12 protein-coding genes are annotated in these 12,615 nt (G+C 72.0%); 6 read left to right on the forward strand and 6 right to left on the reverse strand.

Translation table 11 applies throughout. The features are described from left to right. Window positions 1-159: 159 nt before the first annotated feature. Window positions 160-1,125: a pirin family protein gene (locus AB0D57_RS45420; RefSeq protein WP_362088294.1), complete on the reverse strand. Its 966-nt coding sequence runs from the start codon at window positions 1,123-1,125 to the stop codon at window positions 160-162. Window positions 1,126-1,275: 150 nt separating this feature from the next. Here AB0D57_RS45420 and AB0D57_RS45425 point away from each other — a divergent pair, with 150 nt between their 5' ends. The 3 genes from AB0D57_RS45425 (at window position 1,276) to AB0D57_RS45435 (ending at window position 2,680) form a co-directional block, all read left to right on the forward strand. Then, entirely contained in the window at window positions 1,276-1,806 is a 531-nt protein-coding gene (locus AB0D57_RS45425; protein ID WP_362088296.1) for a MarR family transcriptional regulator, read from the forward strand. Continuing rightward, window positions 1,803-2,243, forward strand: coding sequence for a MarR family transcriptional regulator (locus AB0D57_RS45430; RefSeq protein ID WP_362088298.1), 441 nt, complete (start codon window positions 1,803-1,805; stop codon window positions 2,241-2,243). The genes AB0D57_RS45425 and AB0D57_RS45430 overlap by 4 nt, the downstream gene beginning before the upstream one ends. 89 nt (window positions 2,244-2,332) lie before the next feature. Then, window positions 2,333-2,680, forward strand: coding sequence for a tetratricopeptide repeat protein (locus AB0D57_RS45435; protein ID WP_362088300.1), 348 nt, complete (start codon window positions 2,333-2,335; stop codon window positions 2,678-2,680). 197 nt (window positions 2,681-2,877) lie between these two features. Here AB0D57_RS45435 and AB0D57_RS45440 read toward each other — a convergent pair whose 3' ends face one another. After that, window positions 2,878-4,281 carry a PepSY domain-containing protein gene (locus tag AB0D57_RS45440; protein WP_362088303.1) on the reverse strand — a complete coding sequence of 468 codons (1,404 nt, stop codon included), beginning with the start codon at window positions 4,279-4,281 and terminating at the stop codon, window positions 2,878-2,880. A gap of 196 nt (window positions 4,282-4,477) precedes the next feature. Between AB0D57_RS45440 and AB0D57_RS45445 the strand changes: the two genes are divergently transcribed. Next, a complete protein-coding gene (locus AB0D57_RS45445; RefSeq protein WP_362088305.1) occupies window positions 4,478-5,134 on the forward strand; it encodes a peptide deformylase in 657 nt (218 codons plus the stop codon). Window positions 5,135-5,190: 56 nt separating this feature from the next. Here the strand turns inward: AB0D57_RS45445 and AB0D57_RS45450 are convergent, their stop codons facing one another. Beyond that, a complete protein-coding gene (locus AB0D57_RS45450; protein ID WP_362088307.1) occupies window positions 5,191-6,624 on the reverse strand; it encodes an NAD(P)/FAD-dependent oxidoreductase in 1,434 nt (477 codons plus the stop codon). A 122-nt stretch (window positions 6,625-6,746) separates the two neighbouring features. Here AB0D57_RS45450 and trxA point away from each other — a divergent pair, with 122 nt between their 5' ends. After that, on the forward strand, window positions 6,747-7,124 hold the full coding sequence (gene trxA / locus AB0D57_RS45455) for a thioredoxin (RefSeq protein WP_362088309.1): 378 nt from the start codon (window positions 6,747-6,749) through the stop codon (window positions 7,122-7,124). 15 nt (window positions 7,125-7,139) lie between these two features. Here trxA and AB0D57_RS45460 read toward each other — a convergent pair whose 3' ends face one another. The 3 genes from AB0D57_RS45460 to AB0D57_RS45470 form a co-directional block, all read right to left on the reverse strand. Next, window positions 7,140-8,576, reverse strand: coding sequence for an aldehyde dehydrogenase family protein (locus tag AB0D57_RS45460; RefSeq protein WP_362088311.1), 1,437 nt, complete (start codon window positions 8,574-8,576; stop codon window positions 7,140-7,142). 46 nt (window positions 8,577-8,622) lie between these two features. Further along, window positions 8,623-9,801 carry a 4-hydroxybenzoate 3-monooxygenase gene (locus AB0D57_RS45465; protein ID WP_362088314.1) on the reverse strand — a complete coding sequence of 393 codons (1,179 nt, stop codon included), beginning with the start codon at window positions 9,799-9,801 and terminating at the stop codon, window positions 8,623-8,625. Window positions 9,802-9,873: 72 nt separating this feature from the next. After that, a complete protein-coding gene (locus AB0D57_RS45470) occupies window positions 9,874-10,908 on the reverse strand; it encodes a LacI family DNA-binding transcriptional regulator (protein WP_362088316.1) in 1,035 nt (344 codons plus the stop codon). 169 nt (window positions 10,909-11,077) lie between these two features. On the opposite strand from AB0D57_RS45470, the gene AB0D57_RS45475 reads away from it, so the two are divergent. Further along, window positions 11,078-12,502 (forward strand): amidase, encoded by a 1,425-nt coding sequence (locus tag AB0D57_RS45475; RefSeq protein ID WP_362088318.1) that lies wholly within the window; start codon window positions 11,078-11,080, stop codon window positions 12,500-12,502. Window positions 12,503-12,615 lie beyond the last annotated feature (113 nt).

Here is a 12,615-nt window from a genome sequence, read left to right on the forward strand (position 1 = left end):
CCGCCTTGCAGCTGCACGCACCAAGCCCCGCTCACCGGCACCTACGAGGTGCCGGTGCTTCCCTGCAACCTGATCCGCCGGACAGGCCCTAGGCCGTTCCTGCCCAGGGGGACGCCAACCACGCCTCGCGGATACCCGCCCCAGAAACATAACCACAGGTCAACGTACCCGACCCCGCGGTTTCATCGGTACCGGCGGGAGTTCGGGAGCGGACAGCCGGGCACCGTCGTAGCCGTGCACTTCCCCGAAACGAGAGCCCTCCATCCAGTCCTTCCGGCCCTCTTCGATTTCCTGCTGCGAACGGCCGATGAAGTTCCACCACATGACCAGCTCCTCCTCGAACGGCTCGCCACCCAAGAGCATGAGGGACGCGTCCGACTCGGCGCGCAGGGGCAGTTCGCCGCGACCGCAGCCGAGGTAGAGCATCGAGCCCGGGAGCACCGACACGCCGTCCACGTACGCCTCGCCCGACATGGCCAGCACGGCGTACTCGAAGTCGGGCTCCAGCGGGAGTCTTACGTCGGTGCCGCCGGCGAGGGTCAGATCGGCGCCGACGATGGGGGTGTAGGTCGTACCGGGCGAGGTCGCGCCGTCGAGGCTGCCGAGCATCAGCGTGGCCTTGAGGCCAGGAGCCGTCACGACGGGCAGTTGCGCGTGGTGTTCGAAGTGTGGGTCGGTGTGGCGGTGGCCGTCCGGGAGGGCGACCCAGAGCTGCGCGCCATGCAGAAAGCGGGCGTGCGACTTGGGACTCTCCTCGGAGTGGCTGATGGCCCGGCCCGAGGTCATGAGGCCCAGTTCACGCGGGCGGATCGTCTGCAGGCTGCCCGTGGAATCACGGTGCAGCACTTCGCCCTCGTGCAGCCAACTGACGGTCTGCAGCCCCATGTGCGGATGCGGCGGGACCTGCATGCCGGGCTCGTCGGCGATGTCATCGGGCCCGTAATGATCGACGAAGCACCACGCACCGATCATGCGGCGGCCCAGGTTGGGCAGCAGGCGGCGGACTTCGGTGGACTCGCCGAGCTTGACCCGTCGGGGACTGAGGAGTTCACGCACCGGCTCGGCCACCACGAAACCGCGGCCACCGCACAGGGCGGGAACTGCCTCGCGATCAAGATTGCTCATGGCCCACAACCTAGTCCCGTGGTGGACCGTCCGTCATGTCATCGCCGCTCTCATGGCAGGAGCTCGCCTCTCATGGCACGAGCTCGCCTCTCATGGAGGAGTTCGGCAGAAATAGCAGCCATGGAGATAGTAGCCATGTATGGTTTTTCCATGAGCTCGGTACCCGAGAACGCGACCCCCGGTTTCCTCGTCTGGCGCCTGTCCATGAAGTGGCGGGTGGCCGTCGATCGAGCGGTCGCGCCGCTGGGCCTGACCCACGCCCAGTACTCGCTGGTGGCGTCGTTGTACGGCATGCACAGGGCAGGGCGGCGGCCCAGCCAGCGTCAGCTCGCCGACCACACCGGGCTCGAAGCGCTCTATGTCTCGAAGCTGGCCCGCGCGCTGGAGACGGCCGGCGTCGTCGATCGGACGCGGGACCCGGCCGACCCCCGAGCCATCCAGCTGTCGCTCACCGCGGAAGGGCGCGAGGTCGCACGCCGCGCGATCAGGGTGGTCCAGAGCCTGCTGGACCAACTCCTCGAGCCGCTCGGCGGGCTCGACGGCGAGCGCACGACGGCGTTCAGTCGCGAGCTGGCGACCCTGCTCGACGTATCACTCGATCCACCCGCCGCATTCGATCCGCATGCCGGGCTCGACGCGCGTTCCGAGCTCGATCCACACCTCGACAAGGAGCAGACATGACCACCACCACTCCTCCCGTCAACGGCCAGGTCATCGGCCTGGCCCACTATGCGAGCCGCGCCCTGCTGGAGGTGGCGCTGGCTCGCGCCGGATGCAACTTCAACCAGTCGGTGGCCCTGCGGGCTGTCTCGGACAACGGCGGGACCGTCGAGCGCTCCTGGCTCGTGGGCCGGCTGACCGGGGCACTGAAGATCGAGGAGGCGGCGGCTCGGGAGACCGTCGCCGGGATGACGGCCCTCAAGCTGCTGGAGGAGACGGGCGCCGAGCAGGTATCGCTCACCGAGCGCGGGCGGGAGCTGTTCGAGGAGATCCGCACGGCCGGGAACGAGATCGCGGCGCGGCTGTACGCGGGCGTTCCGGCCGAGGACCTGGCGGTCGCCGGCCGCGTGCTGACCCTGGTCACGGAGCGGGCCGACGCGGAGTTGGCCGAGGTGTAGGGCCCACCACCGCGGGGGCCGGCCACAGAGGCGCCTTCGTGGAATATTCAACCAACTGGGGCTGTTCCACGCGTCGAAGGAGGTCCGCAGTGGACACGAAGTACTACGACCAGGGAACGGCCGCGGAGCGCTGGGAGCGGGCGCAGTTGTTCTTCGACGCCAAGGACTACGCCGGCGCGGCGCGGGTTCTGGGCGGGCTGGTGGACGAGGTGCCGGAGCAGGTCGGACCGCGGCTGCTGCTGGCGCGCGCGTACTACCACTCGGCGCAACTGCGCCGTGCCGAGGCCGAGTTGCGTGTGCTGGTGGAGCGCGACCCGGTGGAGCACTACGCCCGGCTGATGCTGGGGCGCACGCTCCAGCGCCAGGGGCGCAGCGACGAGGCCGAGTCGCACCTGCGGATCGCCTCGGCACTCGCGGGTGAGTTCGAGCAGGTGTGATCGCGCCCCGAGGGCGCGGGACCATGAGGCCGAGTGCCGAAGCGCGCGGGCCGGTCACCGAAGTGACCGGCCCGGGCCACGGCACCCGGCCTCTTCCCATGCCCCTGAGGTGAGTCCGGCGAGACGACCCGAGGCATATCGCCACTGAGTCGCTACGGCCCCGCGCAATCACAGGGCCTTGGCCGACGCTTCTCCGCTCACACCGCCTGGCCGTCTTGGGCGCGCTTGCCGCGCCGGTGCGCGATCTCGCCGAGGACGACGTCCACGGCGATGAACACCGCGAGCGGGATGCCGAGCAGCGGAACGAAGTAGCCGAGGACGGCGACGGCCGCCATGAGCGGGACGAGGACCTGCGGCGGGACCTGCGCCCAGGCGCCGCGCGGGATGGGGCGGCCGAACGCGGAGCCGCGGCCGCGCTGCCACCACATGCGGTAGCCCAGCACGATCAGCAGGATCAGGGAGAGGGCGAGGGCCATCAGGGCGATCTGGTTGACCAGGCCGAACAGGACACCGGTGTGGGCGTCGATGCCCCAGCGGGTCAGCTTGGCGAGCAGGGGGTAGTCGGCGAAGCGGACTTCGTCGGTGACCTCGCCGCTCGCCGGGTCCACAGCCACCGCGTCCTGCTTCTCGGGCCAGCTGCGCTGGACCTGCCTCACGACGTAGGCGGAGGAGGCGTCGGCGGGCGGGACTATCTCGACGGGGTCACCGAGGCCCTTGGCGCGGGCGGCCGCGAGGATGTCGTCGAGGTTCTGCGTCGTGGCCTCGCCCGCCTCATCGGTCTTTGCGCCGCCGTGCTCCGCGTGCTCGCCGCTCACCGCCGCCGACACCGAGGGGGTGGCCTGGTCGAGCGAGGTCTTGAGGACGTCGATGTTCGCCCCGGCATACGCCGACCAGGTCAGACCGGTCGCCGAGAGGAAGATGAACCCCGCGGCCGCCCAGACGCCGACCGTGCCGTGCAGTCCCAGGGTGCGGCGTCGACCGGAGGTACCCCGTACCTTGCGCTGGGCGCGCCGACGGCCGAACCACAGCACGAGCCCGCCGCTCGCTATCACCCACAGCCAGCTCGCGGCGAATTCGCTGTAGAGGCGGCCGTTCTCACCGAGGTGCAGGTCGCGGTGGAACTCGTCGATCCAGGTGCGCAGCGGCAGCGCGCCGGTGGACCCGTACTGCTCCAGCGCTCCACGCACCTTCGCGGTGTACGGGTCGACGAACACCGCAAGGGTGTGGGTGTCGTCGACGCCCTGGACGCCGGAGAGCATCACGCGCGTCGTCGCGTCCGACTCCGGGGAAGGGCGTACGGACGAGATGGTGCCCTCCGGGTGGGCCTTGCGGGCAGCGGCCACCTGCTGGGACAGCGGCAGCTTCTCGTCGCCCACGGGGACGGTCAGCTCGTGCGCGTACACGATCTTCTCGGCCTGGAACGAGGCGGCGTACAGGAAACCGGTCGTGGCGGCGACCAGTAGGAACGGGGCGACGAACACCCCGGCGTAGAAGTGCAGACGCAGCACCAGCGGGCGCAGAGCGGACCAGACTCCTCGGGGCGGTGCCGGGTCGGCGGACTGCGGGGACTGGTCCGTCGTGGTCGTGGGAGCGATGGGCATCGGCGGGCTTCTCCGGTGGGGCTGGGGACGGACGCGGGCCGGGGGTTGGGCTTCCTCGGCTGTGGGCGATCCAGTAGTCGGGCCGTGGAGGCGGCGAGTTCCCGGGCGTCGACGTGGCGTGCGTCACATGACGAGAGGTGCGGGACGCGCCTGGCGCCGCCTCGCTCGGCGCGATCCCTCTTGGCATCCTGGCGCGATGGCATCCGAACGTGACCTCAGCGCCTCCCGCCCCCTGAGTGACCTGGTCGAGGAACTCCTCGCCCATGAAGGCCCGTTGCCCATCGTCGCCGCTGGGGACCCGGTGCTGCGCCGCCCCGCCGAGCCGTTCGACGGCCAGCTGGACCCGGGGCTGCTGGCCCGTTTCGTCGCCGCTCTGCGCGCGACCATGCACGCGGCGCCGGGCGTCGGCCTCGCGGCGCCGCAGGTCGGCGTGCCGCTGCGCCTCGCGGTCATCGAGGACCCGGCGCCGGTGTCCGAGGAGGTGCGGGTGGTGCGCGAGCGGGTGCCGCAGCCGTTCCGGGTGCTGGTGAATCCGTCGTACGACGGGGTCGGAGCGGGTCGGGCAGCGTTCTTCGAGGGCTGCCTGAGCGTGCCGGGCTGGCAGGCTGTGGTGGCCCGGCACGCCGAGGTGCGGCTGCAGGCTCTGGACGAGCGGGGCCACATGATCGACGAGGTGTTCACGGGGTGGCCCGCGCGCATCGTCCAGCACGAGACGGACCACCTGGACGGTGTGCTCTATCTGGACCGCGCGGAGCCGCGCTCGCTGTCCTCGAACCAGGCGATGGCGGAGCGCTGGGCGCAGCCGACGCCGGCGGAGGCCGCCGAGGCTCTCGGCTTCGCCCTGCCCGACTGAGAAATCCGGGGGCGCCGGACTTCACCGGCGGTGAAGTACGGCGCCGCCGCGTGCGGCTACGCGTCCCGGTACGCCTCCAGCAGCCGCAGCCACACCTCGCTCACCGTCGGATAGGACGGGACCGCGTGCCACAGGCGGCTGATCGGTACCTCTCCGACGACCGCGACCGTCGCCGAGTGGATCATTTCGCCCACGCCGGGGCCGACGAAGGTGACGCCGAGGAGGACCTCGCGGTCAAGGTCGACGATCATGCGGGCCTTGCCGCGGTAGCCGTCGGCGTACAGGCCGGCGCCCGCCGCGGAGGCCATGTCGACGTCGACGGCGCGTACCCGCAGGCCCGCGCGCTCGGCCTCGGCGAGGGAGAGGCCCGCGGCCGCGGCCTCCGGGTCGGTGAAGACGACCTGGGGGACGGCCGCGTGGTCGGCGGTCGCCGCGTGCGCGCCCCAGGGGTCCGTCGCCAGGAGGGGCACCCCTGCCGCGCGGGCGGCGATGGCGGCGCCCGCGATCCGGGCCTGGTACTTGCCCTGGTGGGTGAGGAGCGCGCGGTGATTGACGTCGCCGACCGCGTACAGCCACTCGCTGCCGGTCACCCGCAGGCTGTCGTCGACGTCGAGCCACGAGCCCGGTTCCAGGCCGACCGTGTCGAGGCCGAGGTCGTCGGTGCGGGGCGCGCGGCCGGTGGCGAAGAGGATCTCGTCGGCCTCGATGCGGTCACCGGTGTCCGTCAGGGCCACCACGGTCGAGCCCTCGCGTGTCACCGCGGTCACCGAGGTACCGGTGCGCACGTCCGCGCCCGCCTCCGTCAGGGCCTCGGCGACCAGCTCCCCGGCGAAGGGCTCCATACGGGGCAGCAGCCCCTTGCCGCGGACGAGAACGGTGACCTGGGAGCCGAACGCCTGCCAGGCCGTGGCCATCTCGGCGGCGACCACACCGCCGCCGACCACGATGAGCCGGTCCGGCACCTCGTGCGCGCTGGTGGCCTCTCGGCTGGTCCAGGGCTTCACCTGGGCGAGTCCCGGCAGGTCGGGCAGGAGGGCACGGCTGCCGGTGCAGACGACGACCGCGTGCCGGACGGTGAGCACATGCCGCTCGCCACCCGGCCCGTCGACGACCACCTGGCGTGGACCGGCGAGACGCCCGTGTCCGCGATAGAGGTCGGCTCCGATACCGCGGAGCCAGTCGGCCTGTCCGTCGTCCTTCCAGTGGGAGGTGAAGTAGTCGCGGCGGGCGAGGACCGCGGGGACGTCGAGGGGGCCCTGCACTGCCTGGCTGAGGCCGGGCAGGCGGCGGGCGTCGGCGCGGGCGAGGACCGGGCGCAGCAGGGCCTTGCTGGGCATGCAGGCCCAGTAGGAGCATTCGCCGCCGATCAGTTCGCTCTCCACGACCGCGGTGGAGAGGCCGGCCGCGCGGGCGCGGTCGGCGACGTTCTCCCCCACGGGCCCGGCACCGAGCACCACGACGTCGTACGCAATGGATTCCGTTTCCGTCATGGGGTCAGTCTGGTTGGTGGTGTGCGCCGAGGCCACACGGGGTACGCGCGCGGAATACGCCACCGGGCGGCGGCGTTGTGCAAACCGGCCCGATCCGGACGCGAGGAAGAAGGAAAAAACGTATGAGCAGCACCGTGGAGCTCACCAAGGAGAACTTCGACCAGACGGTCACGGACAACGAGTTCGTCCTGATCGACTTCTGGGCGTCCTGGTGCGGGCCGTGCCGTCAGTTCGCCCCGGTCTACGAGAAGGCGGCCGAGGCCAACCCCGACCTGGTCTTCGCCAAGGTCGACACGGAGGCGCAGCCCGAGCTGGCCGCGGCCTTCGAGATCCAGTCGATCCCGACCCTGATGATCGTCCGCGATCAGGTCGCGATCTTCTCCCAGCCCGGGGCCCTGCCCGAGGCCGCCCTGGAGGACGTCATCGGACAGGCCCGGAAGCTGGACATGGACGAGGTCCGCAGGTCCATCGCCGACCAGCAGGCCGAGCAGGGCAAGTAAGACCCCGTTCGCAGGTCAGAACGGGTACGGCGCCACGTCGCCCCGCACCGTCGTCCAGCGCACGTCGGTGAAGGCCTCCAGGTTGGCCTCACCGCCGAAGCGGGCGCCGGTGCCGGAGGCGGCGATGCCGCCGAAGGGAGCGACGGCCTCGTCGTTGACGGTCTGGTCGTTGATGTGGGCGATCCCGGTCGGGATGCGCTCGGCCAGGTCCAGGCCGCGCGCGGTGTCCCGGGTGACGATGCCCAGCGAGAGGCCGTACGGTCCCGTCGAGGCGAGGGCGGCGGCCTCGTCGACGTCCGCGAAGGAACGTACCGGCGCGACCGGTCCGAAGACCTCCTCGGTGTACGCGGGGGTCGAGTCGTCGACGCCCGCGAGCACGGTCGGCCGGTAGAACAGCTTCTCGTGTGTACCGCCCGCCGCCAGCTTGGCGCCGGCTGCCGTGCTGGAGTCCACCAGCCCCTGGATCTTGGTGAGTTGGGCGGTGTCGATGATGGGCCCGAGGTGCACCTGCTCACGGTGCGGATCACCGACGGCGAGCGAGTCGGCCTTGGCTGCGAGCCGCTCGACGTACTCCTCGTAGAGCGAGGCGTGGACGAGGTGGCGGCCCGTGGTCATGCAGATCTGGCCCTGGTGGAAGAAAGAGCCCCATGCGGCGGTGGAGATGACCGCCTCGATGTCGGCGTCTTCCAGCACGACGAGCGCCGAGTTGCCGCCCAACTCCAGGTGTGCGCGCTTGAGATGACGGCCGGCGGCCTCTCCCACCGCACGCCCGGCGGCGGTCGAGCCGGTGAAGGAGATCACCGGTACCCGCGGGTCGGCGACCAGGGTCTGGCCGGCCTCGGGGCCACCGGGCAGTACCTGCAGCAGGCCTTCCGGAAGTCCCGCCGCGGCGAAGACGGCGGCGAGCGCGAGGCCGCCGCAGACCGCGGTGCGCGGGTCCGGCTTCAGCACGACACCGTTGCCGACCGCGAGTGCCGGGGCCACCGAGCGGATCGAGAGAATCAGCGGGGCGTTGAAGGGGGCGATCACGCCCACGACGCCGACCGGGACGCGTCGCGTGTACGACAGACGCGGGGCCTCCGACGGCAGGATCTGGCCCGCCGGGCGCGAGGCGAGGGCGGCTGCCTCGTAGCACTCCTGGGCGGCGACGTGCAGTTCGAAGTCGGCCTTGCCCGGGATGGAGCCGGACTCGCGGACGATCCACTCGCGCAGTTCGTCAGCGTGTTCGGCAAACAGATCACCGGCCTTGCGCAGGACGGCGGCGCGGACGAAGTGCGGCGCCTTGGCCCAGGCGGCCTGGGCGCCGGCGGCGTCCCGCGCGGCCGGCGCGACGTCCGCGGCGGCGGCGAGTGTGACCGTGGCCAGCGTCTCGCCGGTGGCGGGCTCGGTGACGGCGTAGGCACCGCCCGCCAGGGTGCGGGACTGCCAGGTCTTGGGGTCGAGCAGCGGCATGACGGCTCTCCGATCGTTCGCTGATCACACTGATCACCGGCGGGACTCACAGCGCGAGGGGCAGTCCCGTGTAGTTCGCGGCCAGTTCGGCGGCCGCCGTGCGGGATGCGGCAATCCGGCGCAGCCGGGCGAGCTGCATCCAGTGGTCGAACGCGTCTCCATCTGGTTGAGCGTGCAACATCGTAGTCATCTCGTACGAGAAGCGAGTGGCCTGCCACACCCGCTCGAGACACACCTCCGAGTACCGGTCGAGCAGTTGGGTCGATCCGGTGCGCCGCCGCTCGGCGAGGCCGCGGGCCAGGACCCGTACGTCGGACACCGCGAGGTTGAGGCCCTTGGCGCCGGTCGGCGGCACGATGTGGGCGGCGTCCCCGGCCAGGAACAGCCGGCCGTGACGCATCGGCTCGTGGACGTAACTCCGCATCGGGGTAACCGACTTGGAGGTGATGGGGCCGCGTTCCAGCCGCCAGTCGCCGTCGATCGCGAAGCGCGCGGCAAGTTCGTCCCAGATTCGCTCGTCGGGCCAGTCGTCGGCGTCGGTACCGTTCGGGACCTGGAGATACAGGCGCGACACCGACGGCGAGCGCATGCTGTGCAGGGCGAATCCAGCGGGGCCGCGCGCATAGATCAACTCCTCACAGGAGGGCGGCACATCGGCGAGGATCCCGAGCCAGGAATAGGGGTAGTCGTGCGCGTAGGTGCGGCTCGCCGCGGCCGGGAACGCATCGCGGGAGATGCCGTGCGAGCCGTCGCAGCCCACCACGTAGTCACAGCTCAAGGTCTGCTCGCAGTCCTCGTGCACAAAGCGCACGACGGGCGCCTCGCTCTCCGGCTTCTCGACGGCGAGAGCCTCGGACTCGAACAACAGGGGTGGACCGGCGGCGAGTTGGAGCGCGATGAGATCCTTCACGATCTCCGTCTGGGCGTAGATCGTGACGGTGCGCCCACCGGTGAGCGCGGGGAAGTCGATGCGGTGACGCTCACGGTCGAAGCGCAGCTCGATGCCGCGGTGGATCAGCCCCTCGGCGTCGAGGCGGTCGGCGGCGCCGCATGCGCGCAGTGCGTCGACCGTGCCCTGCTCCAACATTCCGGCGCGCTGCCGCCGCTCGACATAAGCCCGCGGTCGGCTCTCCAGGACGACACAGTCGATGCCCGCGCCGTGCAGCAGCCGGGCCAGCAGGAGCCCCGCGGGGCCGCCACCGATGATGCCGACCGTGGTCCGCATGACACGCCTCCCGTCTCCGATCCGGCCGGGGACCCGCTACAGGTCCCGGCGGGGGACCGGGTACAGCCTCTCTCAGCTCGAGTCGCGGTGCACGACCCGCGCGCCCAGTACTTCGTGGTTCTCGGGCGCGGCACCGGGTTCGCGCACCGCGCGGTCGACCAGCTCCGCGAGGTCGCGCCCGGACGGCAGCTCGATGTGGACGGTGCTGAGGCGGGGCCGCAGCAGCCTGCCGAGCATCAGGTCGTCGGCGCCGATGACGGCCGTCTCGTCCGGGACGCCGATGCCCTCGTCCTGCAGGGCCCGCATCAGCAGCATCGCGTATTCGTCGTTGAACGCGAACACGGCGTCCAGACCGAGCGTGCGCCAGCGCGCCGCAAGCCGGGCGGCGGCCGCCTCCTCGTACGCGAGCGGCAGTTCGGTCACCGTGGCGTCGGTGTCGTGCAGGGAGCGGCGTACGCCTTCGAGGCGGGGCTGGGAGAAGAGCTCCAGTCCGGGTTCCTCGGGCACCACGACGCCGATGCGGCGCCGGCCACGGGCCACCAGGTGGGCGCCCGCGCTGTGGCCGACCTTGCTGTGGTCCATGAGCAGGGTGTGCGCGCCCTCCACGCGCTCGGGGCCCAGGGTGACCACGGCCCGGGCGCCGGAGCGCTTGAGGACGGCCACCCCCTGCGGGCCGACGCCGCTGCCGGGCACCAGCACGGCGACCGGCCTGAGCTCCGCCCAGGCACGGGCGGCCTCGTCGCCGTGCAGCCCCACACTGCCGTACTGCACGACGGTGTAGTCCAAACGGCCCAACGCCCATTGCAGTTCGTTGAAGAACTGGCTGTAGAGCGGCCCCACGGGCACGGTCGGGGCGGGCATCAGGACCATCCGGCTGTGCCCGGCGCGCAGACTGCGGGCCGCGGCGTGCGGGACATAGCCGAGTTCCTTGGCCGCCTCGTGCACGCGGCGACGGGTGGGCTCGCTGATTCGGACGGCGCTGGTGTTGTTCAGAACGTACGAGACGGTGGCCCGGGAGACTCCTGCCAGGCGGGCCACATCGGCGCTCGTCGGCACGGGTCGTTGTGCGGGCGACGCCGGGATGGGCTGTTTCGGTATCTGCACCATGACGGGTCGCATCCTTGCAGAAGCCCCGCGGGCCCGACCGCGCCGGGGGAGCTTCGCGAGCGCCCCGCGGCGGAACAACCCCTTCCGCGAGGGAACTTCCCCATCGCGTGCGGGAGTGCGTGTCCGGCGGTTACCGTGCGGTAGACGACGTGCTCCGGAGGTGTCCCCCATGGCTCACGACCGTGCCGCAGGTCTGGCGGAATGTGCTCGCGCCCTCACCGACGGCGAGGTGACCTCTCGCGAGCTGGTCGAGCGGGCGCTGGCCCGCATCGAGGCGACCCAGCCCTCCCTGAACGCCTTCCGCCTGGTGCGCGCCGAGGAGGCGCTGGCCGAGGCCGACGCGGCGGACAGGGAACTGGCGGCGGGGGTGCGCCGGCCGCTGCTCGGGGTGCCGGTGGCGGTGAAGGACGACATGGACGTGGCCGGCCTGCCGACCGCGTTCGGCTGCCGCGGCGTCTTCCCGCCGGAGCCAGAGGACGGGGAGGCGGTACGCCGACTGCGCGCGGCCGGGGCGATCGTCATCGGCAAGACCAACACCTGCGAACTGGGGCAGTGGCCGTTCACCGAGGGGCCCGCCTTCGGCGCCACCCGCAACCCCTGGCACGCCGACCACACCCCGGGCGGCTCGTCGGGCGGCTCCGCGGCGGCGGTGGCGGCGGGGCTGGTCCCGGCGGCGCTGGGCTCGGACGGCGCGGGCTCGGTCCGTATCCCGGCCTCCTGGACCCATCTGATCGGGATCAAGCCGCAGCGCGGCCGGATCTCGACGTGGCCGCGCCCCGAGTCGTTCCAGGGCATCACGGTCAACGGAACCCTCGCCCGCACGGTCGCCGACGCCGCCCTGCTGCTGGACGCGGCGAGCGGCAACCACCACGGCGACCTGCACCGCCCGCCCGCGCTGCGCGTGTCCGACGCGGTGGGCCGCGATCCGGGCCGGCTGCGCATCGCCCTGTCGTTGAAGCCGCCGTTCACCGCGCTGCCCGCCCGACTGGACGCCACCGTACGGGTGAAGGTCCTCGCGCTCGCGGATCGGCTGGCGGCACTCGGGCACGTGGTGGAGGAGGCGGAGCCGCGGTACGGGCGGATCGGGCTCACGTTCATCCCACGCGCGACGGCCGGTATCGCCGAACGGGTGCGCGACCTGCCCCACCCGCACCTCCTGGACCGGCGCACCCTCGGCGCCGCCCGGCTCGGACGGCTGCTCGGCGGCGCGCCGCTGCGGGCGGCCCGAAAGGCCGAGGCCAGCCTGCACCACCGGATCGGCGCGGTCTTCGACACCTACGACGTGTTGCTCGCACCGACGACGGCCGCTCCCCCGCCGCGCATCGGCTCGATGACGGACCTCGGCGGCCTCGGTACCGACCGGGCCATGATCGCCGCCTGCCCTTACGCCTGGCCGTGGAACGTCCTCGGATGGCCCGGCGTGAACGTGCCCGCGGGATTCGTCGGCGAGGGCCTGCCGGTCGGCGCGCAGCTGCTCGGCCCCGCCCACAGCGAACCCCTACTGGTCTCGCTGGCGGCCCAGTTGGAGGCCGATCAGCGATGGCACGAGCGGTGGCCGCCGCGTGGGGCAGCGGCGAATTCCCCGGCGGTGTAGGCACGTTCCGGCCTTAGGCCGACCGGCAATGGGAGGGCGGCGTCGCGGGGTCCGGCACGCACATCTGCCGCGTTGTCGTCGGTCGCGATGGCTCCGCCATCACTCCCTCCTCC

This window comes from Streptomyces sp. NPDC048275 (genome assembly GCF_040652275.1).
Classification (GTDB): domain Bacteria; phylum Actinomycetota; class Actinomycetes; order Streptomycetales; family Streptomycetaceae; genus Streptomyces.